The organism is Legionella taurinensis (genome assembly GCF_900452865.1).
GTDB classification, from domain to species: Bacteria; Pseudomonadota; Gammaproteobacteria; order Legionellales; family Legionellaceae; genus Legionella_C; species Legionella_C taurinensis.
The window spans coordinates 1,030,601-1,044,200 of the sequence record NZ_UGOZ01000001.1 but is presented as its reverse complement, the minus strand read 5'-3'; the positions used below and the strand labels follow the sequence as shown (position 1 = coordinate 1,044,200).

Below are 13,600 nucleotides of genomic sequence, written 5' to 3'. Positions count from 1 at the left end.
GCAATGGTATCTTTATGACATCGAAGGCCCGACTCAAATAATAAGGTGTACATGAATGGGTAAAGAGTTTGATAAGGCGTTAAACGCGCTTGATAAAATAGAAAAAATTTTATCCGTTGTCGAAACCATCACTCCCTTTCCACCACACAGCCTTGATGCTTATCGCCTTTGTGCTCAATCCCTTCGTTTTCAACTGTCAGACCCGTCTGAAAGCGAATCGATCTCTGATGTGAAAAACAAGCTGGTCAAACTCAAATCGCTTATTAAAAACATCATTGTAAGCCATTTGGATAACATCACAGCCCCATTGCACTTCACCTGGAATCCATCCACAGCAAACACCACGCTTTCGCTTGGCGAATTGAAAACGCGCACCGAAAACCTGGCCGCTCAACTCAGGGAACACAATCGCGCCAGCACAAAATCACTCAAACTATTGCGTAGAAAAATAGCCGACAAAGCCCCACAGGAATTGCTGGTGGAATTTGATGCGATAATTAAGACACTGGAACAGTCTCCTGCCAGCCCCGTGTTGCCGGAAACCATCCATTGTTTAAAAAACAAAGCAAAGATGTATAAAAACAAACCAAAAACCCTGGCCGTCACCATAGAAGAAGAAAAAAAACCGCAATCCCCTTTACTTAAAACAATAGAATCCCTGAGACTTCAACTTGAAGAACAGCTTCAAATTCATACCCAATTGGCCAACCAGTCGTTTTTACCCGGCTTTTCAGAGGATTTTCTGCTGTCTGACTGGGTAACCCGTTACCAGGAAAAAACCAGTGACGCGGATAAGGCGAGGCTTTTTATCACGGGCCGAATCCAACACACCCTGGATTACCCTGACTACCATGACATTTTAATCAGCGAATTGCAGCGCACAGTCGACCTGCTCAAAGAAACTAACCAGCAACGAAACGAACTGGGAGAAAAAATCCTTGCCCGTGAAACCCTGGTATATCCCACAGCGCTTGATCCGGCCGTGCTAGAGAAGCTCATGCTGGCCGCCAAAAACACGCTTAAAAAACAGTTTGAAACCTTTCTGCTGACTCTTTGTGTCATCGACGTTAACAACAAAGACGATAAAGACACTCAATTTTTTGTTAAAAACCTGCTGCAATTCAATACTGAATTAAAGCAAAAATTTCAAAAATACCCCAGTATTGTTCATTCCAGCGCAAGAGACGCACTGCATGATCAGTTGCTGATGCACCTGGGTGAAAAAAAGCGATTTTTGTTCTGGGGCACTGCCTTATCCAAAATGGAAGCGAAAGACATTGCCGCGTTAAGCAACCAACTGTTTGATGTCGACGTGCCGGCCAAAACGGATAGGCAGATGTACAGCAAATTCATTGCCGCCTTTTACAATTTAGCTGCTTTTATCGACGCATTTCCTATTCAGACCATTAAAAATTACCATGTTTTAAAAGAAATCAATGAACAGGAGCACCTTCAAATCCTGAGCAAAGAGAAAACGATTTTAAGCGATATCGCTGCACTCACGGAGGAGCTCTCAGAATATTTTCTGCTGTTGCCTGAGGTATTGGGCGACAATGGTCCCTGGAAATCAGCACGCAGACTGCTCGGCGAGTTGGAGACTTTCCGTTCTGAAGTGGAGAATGAAGCCGGCCCATACGGTGAGGAGAGGGAAAAAACGCTTGAACTGGTTTCTCCCTTAGACAGAGTTCACCGGTTGGCTTCCTTGCAGGAAAAACGCCTGGACCAAATCGCAAACCGCTCAAAAATTTTAATAGACCTGCAAAAACAAGCCACGCCTTTAATCCAACTGCTCAAACAGCAATTTGAAGAGAAGAAAAAGGGGTTAAGCCAGCGCTTGAGCGACGAACTGGCCAATGCCGAGGCCGCGTTGCTTTTTATTAAATCGACTCCCGAACTGACTTTCAGCGAACAGGAAAAAAGCGAATTTGAGAGCGCTGTGGACCTGGCTAAAAAGCAGGTGGGCACCGTCGCGGAGAGTAAAGAACACCTCTTTAAGTTAAGGCGGGAAACAGACGTTGCCATTAATCATTTAAAAGGTCAGACCAAACGGGTAAAAGAAAAACTCACAGCCCATGTCACCCCGTATTTCATTAATGCCAATAAGCTCTATGAGGGTCATCCTTACCCGCTCCTTGATGAGGACAACCCCGTGAAATTCACTCTAAAAAGCGCGCATGAACACTTAAAGAAGACGCTTGCGACACTGGATAAAACCTTTGCCGGTTTGGAAACACTGCAAGGGAGAGAGTTTACGGAATGGGTCAACCGATGGGGAGCGGGCGAAAGACGATTCGTCTCCGCGTTTGAACATTATCAACAAAAGACCCAGGATGCCATGGAAATTGAGCGGCGTTTAAAAACACAGACCTACAAGACGTCCTGTGAAATCTTAACCAAGCTTGAAACCGAATTTGAACGCCTGACTGAGAAATACATTGACCAGGCTATCCATAAAACGTCGGATGAGAACGAATTAGCACAGCTTCAGCAACTTAAATGCCTGCCCAAACTCCCGCTGGTAGAGTGTAAAAAACCCCTGATGGACCGAGTTGATCCCAGACTTCACACTCTGGCAAGCATGCACGCGGAATTTAGAGGGATCAATCAGGATTACATTCACGAAAATGTTCATTTAAGCCGGGATGAGACCTATTTTGCTCAGTTAAAAGCCAGCGCAGACAAGCACTTCAGAAACAACAACATGGAGAAACTATCAGACGGCATACGCCACAAATGGGTTCAGTTTCTGCGAATCAATGTCTTTAAACCCTTACAGGCTTTGTCGTTTAATCTTGGCAATTATTTAAAGTCACAAAGCCAGGAACTTTTCTTTGTAACCTTTGGCGCCTGCCGTACTGAAAGAGAACTGGCTGAATTCGGTCATGACTTATCCAGCCGCCTGGTGGCCCCGGCGGCTTAATCAGGCAGTGAGGAACTCTCTCGCCAATTGCAAATCGTCGGCGGTGTTGATGTCCTGCAGCGGCTTCACGCAGGCTTCGTCTACCCGAATGGTGTACCCTGCCCACAATACCCTGAGTTGCTCAAGCGCTTCAAGCCGCTCCAGTTCGCAGGGAGGCCAAGCAGTCAACTGGAGTAAAAAATCAGCCCGGTAAGCATACAAGCCAATATGCTTATACACCATGCGCAGACTCTCCTTGTCCTCACGATGAGCAGGCACAGGGCTGCGTGAAAAATAAAGGGCATTGTTGAACTGATTACGCACCACTTTAACGACATTGGGGTTATAAAGCTGCTCCAAATCGCCAAGGGGCCAGCACAGCGTCGCCATCGGCGCTTCCGCATGGGCTAAGCTGTCGGCCACCTGCCTTATTAATTCCGGCGCGATAAACGGCTCATCGCCCTGCACATTGACAATGATATCGTCCTCACGGTATTCCCCGTTTCGAACCACTTCAGCAATGCGATCCGTGCCGCTCTGATGATCAATGGAAGTCATCATGACCTTCGCCCCAAAGGTTTCGGCGTGCGTTGCAATGGCGTCATTGTCTGTGGCGATGACAATGGATTTGGGCTTGGCCAGCACCGCCTGGCGGTAAACCCGCTCAATCACCGTGATGTCAGCAATTTTCATCATCAATTTGCCGGGCAAACGCGACGATTGATAGCGCGCCGGAATCACCACATGAAAGTCAGTCATAATTTTTCTTTCTCATCCAGAGGAATGAGTCGGCCTTCCTGCTCCAGCATGACCGGAATACCATCTCGAATAGGGTACGCCAGGCGGTCGAAACGGCAAATCAATTCCTCGTCTTTCAATAACAGCTTGCCCTTGCACAACGGACAGACCAACACATCCAACAAACGCTTATCCACGCGCTTCTCCTTGAGTAACCTTATTACGAATGTACACGGGTGACGCGTCTTTCGCGTCAACCGCTTTGATTTTCTGAGCCTGAACCAGTCGAATCATGGCCGGTGCCTGGGGAAAAATCGTTTTTTCAATGCTTACTTTGTCGATAATCTGCGTACTCAATTGCGAACGATAAGTGGCAAAACCGGCGCCGGCAAGCACAATGGTTTCGGTATCCGGTACAGGAATATCGGCCGCATCGCTGACCTGCTCTTCCACGTCAAGGGTGGCGTCAGTAAAACAGGCCCAATACAATTGCTGCATACGGGCATCCAGCAAGGCCAGTACCGGCTGACCGCCCCAGGGGATCTGGTGCTGATGCAGGTATTCCTCTGCTATCGCCGCGAGGCTGCTGACAGGATACAGAGGCAGATCATGAGCATAAGCCAGGCCTTTTGCCACGCTGCAGGCGATGCGCAAACCGGTGAAACTGCCAGGCCCCCGCCCGAAAGCAATGCCATCCAATTGCGGCAGGGAGCAATCCGCCTGATTTAACAGACGCTCAATGGCAGGAAGAATGAATTGAGCATGCAGGCGTTCAGCCTGATGGCTTTCATGCCATAAGCGGCCATTAACCGATAAGCCAATGGAAGCCTCCGCAGTGGATGTGTCAATCGCCAGCAAGTTCATGATTTAAAGCCAATTCGTTAATAAAATGAAGCACCCGGTTAAGCTCACGGGTTTTTCGCAGCACAGGTAAGCTGGCAAAAATCTGCCGTCCATATTCACGGCCGGTCAGCCTGGGGTCAGCCAGCATCAACACGCCTTTGTCCGTGACATCACGAATAAGCCGCCCTACCCCCTGCTTTAACGCCAGCACCGCCGCCGGCAGCGACAATTCATCAAAACCGGACAGGCCACGTGCTTTGTAATAGGCCATTTTACCGCGAACCACGGGATCAACCGGGCTCGCAAAAGGCAACTTGTCGATAATGACGCAGGACAAGGCCTCGCCTTTCACGTCCACCCCTTCCCAGAACGTGGATGTCCCCAGTAAAACCGCGTTACCCATCTGCCGAAAACGCGCCAGTAAAATCGGCTTCGCCTCATCACCCTGAATTAAAAGCGGATAGTTTAAAGTATTGTGCAGTAGTTGAGCAACCAATTTCAGTGCCCGGTGACTGGTAAATAGGAAAAAGCAGCGCCCGCCACAGGCGTTAATCACGGGCACGGCCTTGTCGAGCAAGGCTTCATAATAACGGTGATCTTTGGGATCCGGCAAATGGCGGGGGAGGTACAACAAGACCTGCTGCTGGTAATCAAACGGGCTTGGCAGCGTCAGGGTTTCCGCCCCGGTCAAACCCAGGGGCTTTAAAAAGCAATCAAAGGACGCCGCCATGGTCAATGTCGCAGACGTAAACACATAGGCGCATTGTTTTTGTGCCAGCAGCTGATGGAATGAGTCAGCCACATCAAAGGGGGTAGCTTGCCACACCAGGGTATGCTTGAAACGCTCCAGCCAGCGGATATGGCTTGAGTCTTTGTCCGCAAAACGCTGCATAATGGCCTGATAGTCCTGAAGACGGGCAATTAAACGCGCAACGCCGGCTTCGTGTTCAAGACCCGCCTCCTCGATGGCCGCTGCCAATTGCTGAAAAAAATGAAGCAACGATTCCCAGGCAGCGATAAACCCCTTGTTTTTCGACGCGTCCTCCCAGGCCATGCGCTCTTCATAACCCGTCAAGGTCAGGTGCAATTGATCAATGAGTTTGTCAAGCTCGGTACTCATGGCTTTAAACGGGCGATTCGGCAAATCAAGCACCGGCCATTCGCGCAGTAAATCCTCAAGCAGATCCGTGAGTTGACGCGTGCCTAAGCGTTCACCATTAAAATTGGCTGCGATCTCTGCCAATTGATGGGCTTCATCAAACACCACCACATCCACCCCTGGCAGTAATTCGCCGAATCCTTCCTCTTTAAGCCTTGAATCCGCGAAAAACAGGTGATGGTTAATCACCACAATATCCGCTTCCATGGCCCGTTTGCGCGCTTTGACTAAAAAACAGTCCTGATAAAACGGGCATTCGCCGCCCAGGCAGTTTTCAGCGGTCGAGGTCACATACGGCCAGGCCGGGGAATCTTCACTGATTTCCGGAAGTTCAGCGCGTTCCCCAGCCGTCAACAACGGTAGTTTTTCATGGACATTGAGAATGTCATTGACGCACTGGGGATTTACAAAACGACCTTCCTCCGTATGCAATTGCGTTCGGTAGCGGCAAATGTAATTGGCTCGGCCTTTTAAATTCTGCACCCGCACAGAAAGACCAAGGGCCCTGACCAACAGGGGTAAATCTTTTTGAAACAGTTGATCCTGAAGGGTTTTAGTGGCAGTGGATATCAGCGCTTTTTTGCCGCTTAACAGGCAGGGAATCAAGTAGGCAAAGGTTTTGCCCGTTCCGGTACCCGCCTCGGCGACTAAGGTGGATTGTTCAGTGATGGCTTTGGCAATGGCTGAGGCCAATTCAATCTGCGCCTGCCTTGCTACAAAGCCCGGAATGGCCGTACTGAGGCGCCCTTTTGCACCGAGAACCCGTTGGCAATCCGCTATCGCGTCCTCTGCGACGACGGGATCTATTTCGGCCACTCTTTTTCGAGGTACTGAAGCTTGTCAGTGACATTTTCCCAGGACTTGGCATCCGCTGGTGCTTCTTTTTTGGATGTAATATTGGGCCACTGCGGAGCAAGTTCCGCATTCAATGCCTGGAATTGTTTTTGATCCTCCGTCAAATCATCTTCCGAGACAATGGCCTGAACCGGGCATTCGGGTTCGCACAATGCACAATCGATGCACTCATCCGGATGAATAACCAGGAAATTGGGCCCCTCATAAAAACAATCGACCGGGCATACTTCCACGCAATCGGTGTATTTACATTTAATGCAATTTTCAGTGACTACAAAGGTCATATATCAACTCGTAAGCCTTTATCAGATGATGCTTATTAAAGCATAAATCAGCCTGTTTCTGCCAGCATTGAATAACGTGGACGAAGTCCAGTATTCCGATGACCTGAATGACTATTCAAACCAGAGTTTAGGCCCCAGGGGCACGATCTGAGTGGGGTTAATGGTTTTGTGGCTGAAATAATAATGCTGTTTAATGTGAGTAATATTCACGGTGTCACGAATACCGGGAATGTCATACAATTTGGCAAGGTATGCCTGCAGGGCTGGATAATCCTGGATACGGCATTGATTGGTTTTAAAATGACCATAATAGACGGCATCAAACCGAACCAGCGTCGTAAACAGTCGCCAATCCGCTTCTGTTAATTGCTCCCCCACCAGCCAGGCATGATGTTGTAAATGCGCGTCCAATTCATCCAGGGTAGCAAATAATTCAGTATAGGCTTCGTCATACGCGGACTGAGTAGTGGCGAAACCACAACGATAGACGCCGTTGTTGACGGTACGATAAATGGTCTCATTCATCGCGTCGATAGCAGGCCTTAAACCCTCCGGGTAAAAATCCTGCTCATCGCCCGTTAAGTGATTAAAGGCTGAATTAAATTGGCGGATGATCTCTGCGGATTCGTTGCTGACGATGGTCTTGTTTTTTTTATCCCAAAGTACCGGCACGGTAACCCGTCCCGTGTAATCAGGGTCCGCCTTGACATAAATCTCGTAGAGGTAGCGTAAACCATACAGCGTATCGCCCGTGGCGCCCAGGCCCTGTTTAAATTCCCAACCGTGCTCAAGCATGTGCGGATGCACAATGGACAGGCTGATGTAATCTTCAAGCCTTTTAAGTTTTCTGAAAATCAGTGTCCGGTGTGCCCAGGGACAGGCCAGAGAAACATACAGGTGGTAACGATCCTTCTCCGCGGGAAAAAGCGCCTCTGCATCCGCTTCAATCGCGCGGTTAAACTGCGCCGACTCGCGTTTGAAGGCACCGCCGGTTTTGGTGGTATCATACCATTGATCACGCCATTGTCCCTCAACCAATAATCCCATGGCCTCTCCTTGGGTTAGCCTAGTAGGAAACGGAAACTTTTCTGAATTTCATTCAAACTGAATTTATTAAGAAACAGGGAAAAACTCATCCACGCACTTAAGGCGGCCAAATCACGGAAAGGCGGCGGCAGATAAATCGGTGCTGTGAGCAGATTCATGTTGCGTAATTCGTTAAGCAGCGGCAAATCATCGAGCACCAGCTTACCGGCAAACAATAAAGGAATGGAATCGATGTGCCGTTGACTGATGGCAAAACGGATGAAGTTATAAATCATCACGAAGCCTTTGGCATAGGAAAGATCTTTGGTAAACGGCCCGCCATCCGGCGTGCTGCCGCGGAATACGCGCACGGTTTGATTGTAGCTGTCATCCTCGCTTAATCCGCACTCGATAAAATAGCGGTAAATATCAACGAAGGTAGCGCCCTGCCTGACTTTGTCCAGCGCGATCACCCGATTGGTAATTTTGCGTATGCGCCCAGGATAAGACGAAAAGGTCACAACCTCTGTAATCACAGCCAACCCTTCCTGAATCACACTGCTCGAAGGCGAGCCTTTCGACAGAAAAAAGCAATAGGGCTGCGTGGCGCCATTTAAGGTGGTACCGACATGCACCCAGCCTTCGTGGACTTCCAGGTAACGCAGATCCCTGTCACTGAACATGGCTTGCTGGCTTAATTTGATGCTGTCGGCACCGGCGGCCGCATCGGCGACCATGTCGTCGCTGACCATCACAGTAATCTTGCCGGGGTGTTGGGAAAAGAAGGAGCTTAAACGCGACTCCAGTATGGCCTGCGCCTCCTGCGGGGTATACCGTTTCATGTCCGCATCGGATTGCAATTGCACATCCAGGGCGGTTAACACGTCAAACAGCAGGGTGCCGAGCTCAGACAGGCGGGGACCTCCTGAGTAAAAGGCGTCGTCGGGGCTGCCATACAGCTCCATAGACAATTCAGAAAAAGCAGGGGTACCGCGCGCTTCCAGCATCTGCACGGCACGACAATACTCTTCGCACTGGCGCTTAATCAGGCGGGTAACGGGTGAATACTGCCCCAGTTGATTGATGGTATCGCGTAAAATCAGACGGAATTCTTCCTGTTTTTCAACGGCATCAAAGGGTAAGGGTTTTCCCAGATAGTAGTCCCGGTTGATTAAAGGCAACTGTTGGGCTTTCTTTTGAAAAAAGTCTTTCTTGATGCTTTCATCCCATTTGATGCTGTCTAAAATGCGAATTTTACGTTGCGCTTCCACCAGCCTTCTGGAGATATCCTGAATTATTTCTGACTCATTGGTTTCCATAGACATACGGGTCAACCTCAATAGTTGGCCGCTCCTTGGCTGCTTTATTCAATCTTAGCAGATGGCGGCTCAATACTCACATTGGCTTTCTTATCCTGAGCGGGTAAATCATAAAAATGGCTGACATTGTCACTGGTCAGCGGCGATGGCACCACAAGGCCTGGTCCATTGCGGCTCTGCAGGTATTTCTGCTCGCTGTTGTTTTTAAAATGCGAACACCCGCTGGCAATCAAGGCTAAAAAAACGATAAAACTGACTTTCTTCACAACAAACCTCTTCATTATATCAATTGTAATTTTTGTAATACCTGCTCAAGTTCAGGCTGATGCGATTCACTCAAACACGTCATGGGCAGGCGTAATTCACTGCTGATTAAGCCCATTTTACTCAATGCCCATTTGGTAGGAATGGGATTGGACTCGATAAACAACAACTTGTGCAAGGGCGCTAACTGGTCATTGAGACGCAGGGTACCGGCCTGGTCATCATCAAAGGCCGCATCACAAAGCTTGGCCATCTGCCGGGCAGCCACATTGGCTGTGACGGAAATGACCCCTTTGGCTCCAGCTAAAAGCCATTGCGCCGCGGTTTCGTCGTCCCCGCTGTACACATCAATGCTGTCACCGCACAGCCTTAAAATCTGCTGCAGGCGCGACATATTACCCGTTGCTTCCTTAATGCCGATGATATTGGAAATTCTGGCAAGACGAGCCACGGTTTCCGGCAATAAATCACAGGCTGTTCTGCCCGGAACATTGTATAGAATAATGGGAATAGCCACGGCAGAGGCAATCCGGCTGTAGTGCTGATAAAGTCCTTCCTGAGTGGGTTTAATGTAGGCTGGCGTCATGATGAGCGCTGCATGGGCCCCGCATTCCATGGCCATCTGGGTTAAATGGATGCACTCTTTCGTCGCATTGGCGGCGGTACCGGCAATGACAGGAATGCGTTCACGCGCCTGGTCAATCACGGTCTTGATCACCAGCATTTTTTCATCGCGGTTTAATGTGCCGGCCTCCCCCGTTGTTCCGGCAGCGACAATGGCATGCGTGCCAGCGCTGATGTGAAACTCCACCAGTTCCCGCAAACGCTTCACATCCACTTTGTCATCCAGTAACGGCGTGACCAAAGCCACAATGCTGCCACGAAACATAACCACCCCTGATTCACGTTTGAATAACCCAATACTACTGGTGCCCCGATAATTTCTCAAGTTCGAATCCACAAGACCACAAAAACAAATAATGTACAATTTGATTTAATTTGTACTAATATGACTAATGAAGGAACAAAAAGAGAGGAACTTTACCATGAAAAAAACACTCCCTATAGTACTCTTTATAGGATTATCAACAACTATCCTTGGTGGATGCACCTCAACACAGGTAGGGACAGCCGCAGGCGCAGGTATTGGCGCTGGCGTAGGTTATGCCGTGTCTGGTGGTGACGCCCTGGGTACTGCCATTGGCGCAGGCGCTGGTGCATTGATCGGCAACCAAATCGGCCAACAGGAAGACAGACGCCGTTACTATCGTTACTATTATTACTGATAGTCATTTTTGCCTCAATCCTTAATCAGGATGTGTTGAGGCAAAATAAAAATTCATTGCTATACTGATTCTGTTACTGGTTTAATCGATAGGATAACGGAATAAATTCCAACCTGAAAAACCCACGGGTTTGTTCAGGTTGACGTATTGACAGCCGCTTTAAAGGGGCGCTTGATAAGAACGATAACAACAAGGAATGTTAGTATGCAATTAAAAAACAAAGTGTCTGTGGTCACAGGGGCTGCCAGCGGCATTGGCCGGGAAATTGCGCATCGTTATGCCCGCGAAGGCAGCAAGGTCGCCATCGCTGATTTAAATCTGAACCAGGCCCAGGCTGTGGCCGATGAAATTAATGCCAAAGGCGGCCAGGCCATGGCTGTCGCCATGAATGTAACCGATGAAGTACAGGTCAATAACGGCATTGATGCCGTCGCTGATCAGTTTGGCGGCATCGATGTGCTGGTCAGTAATGCCGGTATTCAGATCATTGAGTCCGTGGACAAACTGTCTTTTTCTGACTGGAAAAAAATGCTGGCCATTCATCTCGACGGCGCCTTTTTAACCACTCGCGCGGCGTTGAAATACATGTACCGAGCCAACGGCGGCAGCATTATCTACATGGGCTCTGTCCATTCCAAGGAAGCCTCCCTGTTAAAAGCCCCTTATGTGACTGCCAAGCACGGTCTTTTAGGCCTGTGCCGCGTTGTAGCCAAAGAAGGCGCTGCGCATGGCGTACGCGCCAATGTCATTTGCCCGGGTTTTGTCCGTACTCCGCTGGTTGACAAACAAATCCCCGAACAGGCCAAAGAATTAGGCATCTCCGAGGATGATGTGATTAAAAAAGTGATGTTGAAAGAAACCGTGGACGGTGAATTCACCACGACCGATGACGTGGCCGAGACCGCTTTGTTTTTTGCCTCTTTTAAATCCAATGCACTCACAGGCCAATCGCTTATCGTCAGTCACGGCTGGGTAATGGAATAGTGGCTGCGCGGCTTAGACCAAACCGCCAGCACGATTATCTGGCGTGTTCGTTACAGGGAGGCGGCGCCCTTGGCACTTATCAGGTGGGTGTCTTAAAGGCGCTGCAGGAAGCCAATTATTTTCCGGACTGGTTTGTCGGGACATCCATTGGTGCGATCAATGCTGCGCTGGCCGCAGGCAATCCGCCAGAGGACCGTTTCCAGAAAATGCTGTCGTTTTGGGAAAGTGTCACCACCCCCACCTTTTTTGATGTGGATGCCTGGCACAACGATCATGCCGGACGACGCTGGGAACATTTCATGTCCGCCCAATCCGCTTTATGGTTCGGGCAACCAGGGTTTTTTACGCCGCGCTACCCCCAGCCGGAATTGAGCCTGGAAAATGCCATTGACAAAATCAGCTATTACGATACTTCCACGCTGAAAGGAACCCTGGAGCGGTTGATTGATTTTGATCGCATCAATGCGGGTGAAACGCGATTGAGCGTCGGTGCGGTTGAAGTCTGCTCAGGCGCCGTGGTTTACTTTGATTCGGCGAAAGAAACCCTTGGCCCTGAACACATCATGGCCAGCGGCGCCCTGCCCCCCGGTTTCCCTGCCATTGAAATTGAAGGCAAATTCTATTGGGACGGCGGCATTTCCAGCAACTCGCCAATCAGTTATGTATTGAGCCAGAATCCCTCTAAAACCCTGTTGTGTTTTATGGTTCACCTGTTTAACTCACTGGAGTTAAAGCCTTCCTCCATGGATGAAGTGCTCAAGCGTAAAAAAGACATCGAGTATTCGAGCCGCTTTGTTGAAATTGTCAACATGCACAAAGAAATCCACTCGCTGAAATACCGCATTAAATTGCTGTCTGAATTTATTCCTGAACAGGCCAAAGAGAAAAATCCCGAAGTGGAGGACTGCTTAAGCTGCGGCTGTGATAAAACGGTCGCGCTGGTACGTTTCCTTTACCCCGGAGACGACACAGATTTAGCATCGAAGGATTATGAATTCTCCCGCAAATCAGTGATGGAGCGCATCGCCGCCGGCTACCGAGATGGCCGCCGCGGCCTTGAAAAATCACCCTGGCTTGCGGAAATACCCGAACTGTCTGGCATTGAAGTCTATGATATGGCGGTCACACCCACTCACCTCACAGGAGTTTTATCATGAAGGAATCCGATGTCAAAGATCAGGCCTTTGCAATGCCGTTTACCTGCCCCTGCTATCCCCGCGGCCCTTATCGGTTTATAAACCGGGAATATTTGATTGTGACTTATGAAACCGACATGGATTTGTTGCGCGAGGTGGTGCCTGAGCCGTTGGAGGTCACGGAGCCCCTGGTTAAATTTGAATTTATCCGCATGCCGGACTCCACCGGTTTTGGCGATTACACCGAATCCGGCCAGGTTATTCCTGTTCGTTTTCAGGGCAAAAGCGGTGGCTATACTCATGCCATGTTTTTAGACGATCTGCCCCCCATTGCCGGTGGTCGCGAAATCTGGGGATTCCCCAAAAAACTGGCCCAACCGACGCTGGTTGTTGACAAAGAAGTGTTGGTCGGTACGCTGGATTATGGCCACACCCGCATTGCCACTGCCACCATGGGCTACAAATTTCAGGCGCTGGACAGTAAAAAAGTGGCCGAATCCATGTCAACACCCAATTATTTATTGAAAATCATTCCTCACGTCGATGGCACGACCCGCATCTGCGAACTCGTGGAATACTATCTGAGCGATTTGACAGTCAAAGGCGCCTGGACAGGACCGGCGCAGCTGGAACTCTTCCATCATGCCTTAGCCCCTGTCGCGTCCCTGCCGGTTAAGCGGGTAGTGAATGCCGTGCATCTGCAATCGGATTTGACCCTGCCGTACGGCAAAGTGGTTCATGACTACATGAATCAGTAGCACCGTCAGAAAGGTATGTTTTTTGCTTTTAAAATGGAAATTGTATGTA

14 protein-coding genes are annotated in these 13,600 nt (G+C 49.4%); 5 read left to right on the top strand and 9 right to left on the bottom strand.

Annotation, left to right across the window (positions count from 1 at the left end):
• The first annotated feature begins 55 nt into the window (after positions 1-55).
• On the top strand, positions 56-2,920 hold the full coding sequence (locus DYE45_RS04905; protein WP_115300545.1) for a hypothetical protein: 2,865 nt from the start codon (positions 56-58) through the stop codon (positions 2,918-2,920).
• On the opposite strand, the gene kdsB is transcribed toward DYE45_RS04905, so the two are convergent.
• The 9 genes from kdsB to dapA all read right to left on the bottom strand — a co-directional run bounded on the left by kdsB (position 2,921) and on the right by dapA (position 10,276).
• On the bottom strand, positions 2,921-3,661 hold the full coding sequence (kdsB, locus tag DYE45_RS04900) for a 3-deoxy-manno-octulosonate cytidylyltransferase (RefSeq protein ID WP_108292180.1): 741 nt from the start codon (positions 3,659-3,661) through the stop codon (positions 2,921-2,923).
• Positions 3,655-3,834, bottom strand: a complete 180-nt coding sequence (locus DYE45_RS04895; RefSeq protein ID WP_058532086.1) for a Trm112 family protein — start codon at positions 3,832-3,834, stop codon at positions 3,655-3,657. Before DYE45_RS04895 ends, kdsB begins: the two co-directional genes overlap by 7 nt.
• Positions 3,827-4,501, bottom strand: a complete 675-nt coding sequence (tsaB, locus tag DYE45_RS04890) for a tRNA (adenosine(37)-N6)-threonylcarbamoyltransferase complex dimerization subunit type 1 TsaB (RefSeq protein ID WP_108292182.1) — start codon at positions 4,499-4,501, stop codon at positions 3,827-3,829. The genes DYE45_RS04895 and tsaB overlap by 8 nt, the downstream gene beginning before the upstream one ends.
• On the bottom strand, positions 4,482-6,455 hold the full coding sequence (gene yoaA, locus DYE45_RS04885; RefSeq protein ID WP_242602676.1) for a DNA repair helicase YoaA: 1,974 nt from the start codon (positions 6,453-6,455) through the stop codon (positions 4,482-4,484). The genes tsaB and yoaA overlap by 20 nt, the downstream gene beginning before the upstream one ends.
• A complete protein-coding gene (fdxA, locus tag DYE45_RS04880; protein ID WP_108292184.1) occupies positions 6,443-6,778 on the bottom strand; it encodes a ferredoxin FdxA in 336 nt (111 codons plus the stop codon). The genes yoaA and fdxA overlap by 13 nt, the downstream gene beginning before the upstream one ends.
• A gap of 111 nt (positions 6,779-6,889) precedes the next feature.
• Positions 6,890-7,825: a glutathione S-transferase family protein gene (locus DYE45_RS04875; protein ID WP_108292186.1), complete on the bottom strand. Its 936-nt coding sequence runs from the start codon at positions 7,823-7,825 to the stop codon at positions 6,890-6,892.
• 14 nt (positions 7,826-7,839) lie between these two features.
• A complete protein-coding gene (locus tag DYE45_RS04870) occupies positions 7,840-9,129 on the bottom strand; it encodes a flavohemoglobin expression-modulating QEGLA motif protein (protein ID WP_108292188.1) in 1,290 nt (429 codons plus the stop codon).
• Between the two features lie 38 nt (positions 9,130-9,167).
• On the bottom strand, positions 9,168-9,389 hold the full coding sequence (locus tag DYE45_RS04865) for a hypothetical protein (RefSeq protein WP_108292488.1): 222 nt from the start codon (positions 9,387-9,389) through the stop codon (positions 9,168-9,170).
• Between the two features lie 14 nt (positions 9,390-9,403).
• Entirely contained in the window at positions 9,404-10,276 is an 873-nt protein-coding gene (gene dapA / locus DYE45_RS04860; RefSeq protein ID WP_108292190.1) for a 4-hydroxy-tetrahydrodipicolinate synthase, read from the bottom strand.
• Positions 10,277-10,433: 157 nt separating this feature from the next.
• On the opposite strand from dapA, the gene DYE45_RS04855 reads away from it, so the two are divergent.
• From DYE45_RS04855 to DYE45_RS04840, 4 genes are all read left to right on the top strand, one after another.
• The gene (locus tag DYE45_RS04855; RefSeq protein ID WP_108292192.1) at positions 10,434-10,673 is read left to right on the top strand and encodes a YMGG-like glycine zipper-containing protein; all 240 of its coding nucleotides are present in this window, start codon (positions 10,434-10,436) and stop codon (positions 10,671-10,673) included.
• 204 nt (positions 10,674-10,877) lie between these two features.
• Positions 10,878-11,657 (top strand): 3-hydroxybutyrate dehydrogenase, encoded by a 780-nt coding sequence (locus DYE45_RS04850; protein WP_108292194.1) that lies wholly within the window; start codon positions 10,878-10,880, stop codon positions 11,655-11,657.
• Entirely contained in the window at positions 11,657-12,814 is a 1,158-nt protein-coding gene (locus tag DYE45_RS04845) for a patatin-like phospholipase family protein (RefSeq protein ID WP_115300544.1), read from the top strand. The genes DYE45_RS04850 and DYE45_RS04845 overlap by 1 nt, the downstream gene beginning before the upstream one ends.
• Positions 12,811-13,551 carry an acetoacetate decarboxylase gene (locus DYE45_RS04840; protein WP_108292198.1) on the top strand — a complete coding sequence of 247 codons (741 nt, stop codon included), beginning with the start codon at positions 12,811-12,813 and terminating at the stop codon, positions 13,549-13,551. Before DYE45_RS04845 ends, DYE45_RS04840 begins: the two co-directional genes overlap by 4 nt.
• The last annotated feature ends 49 nt before the right edge of the window (positions 13,552-13,600 follow it).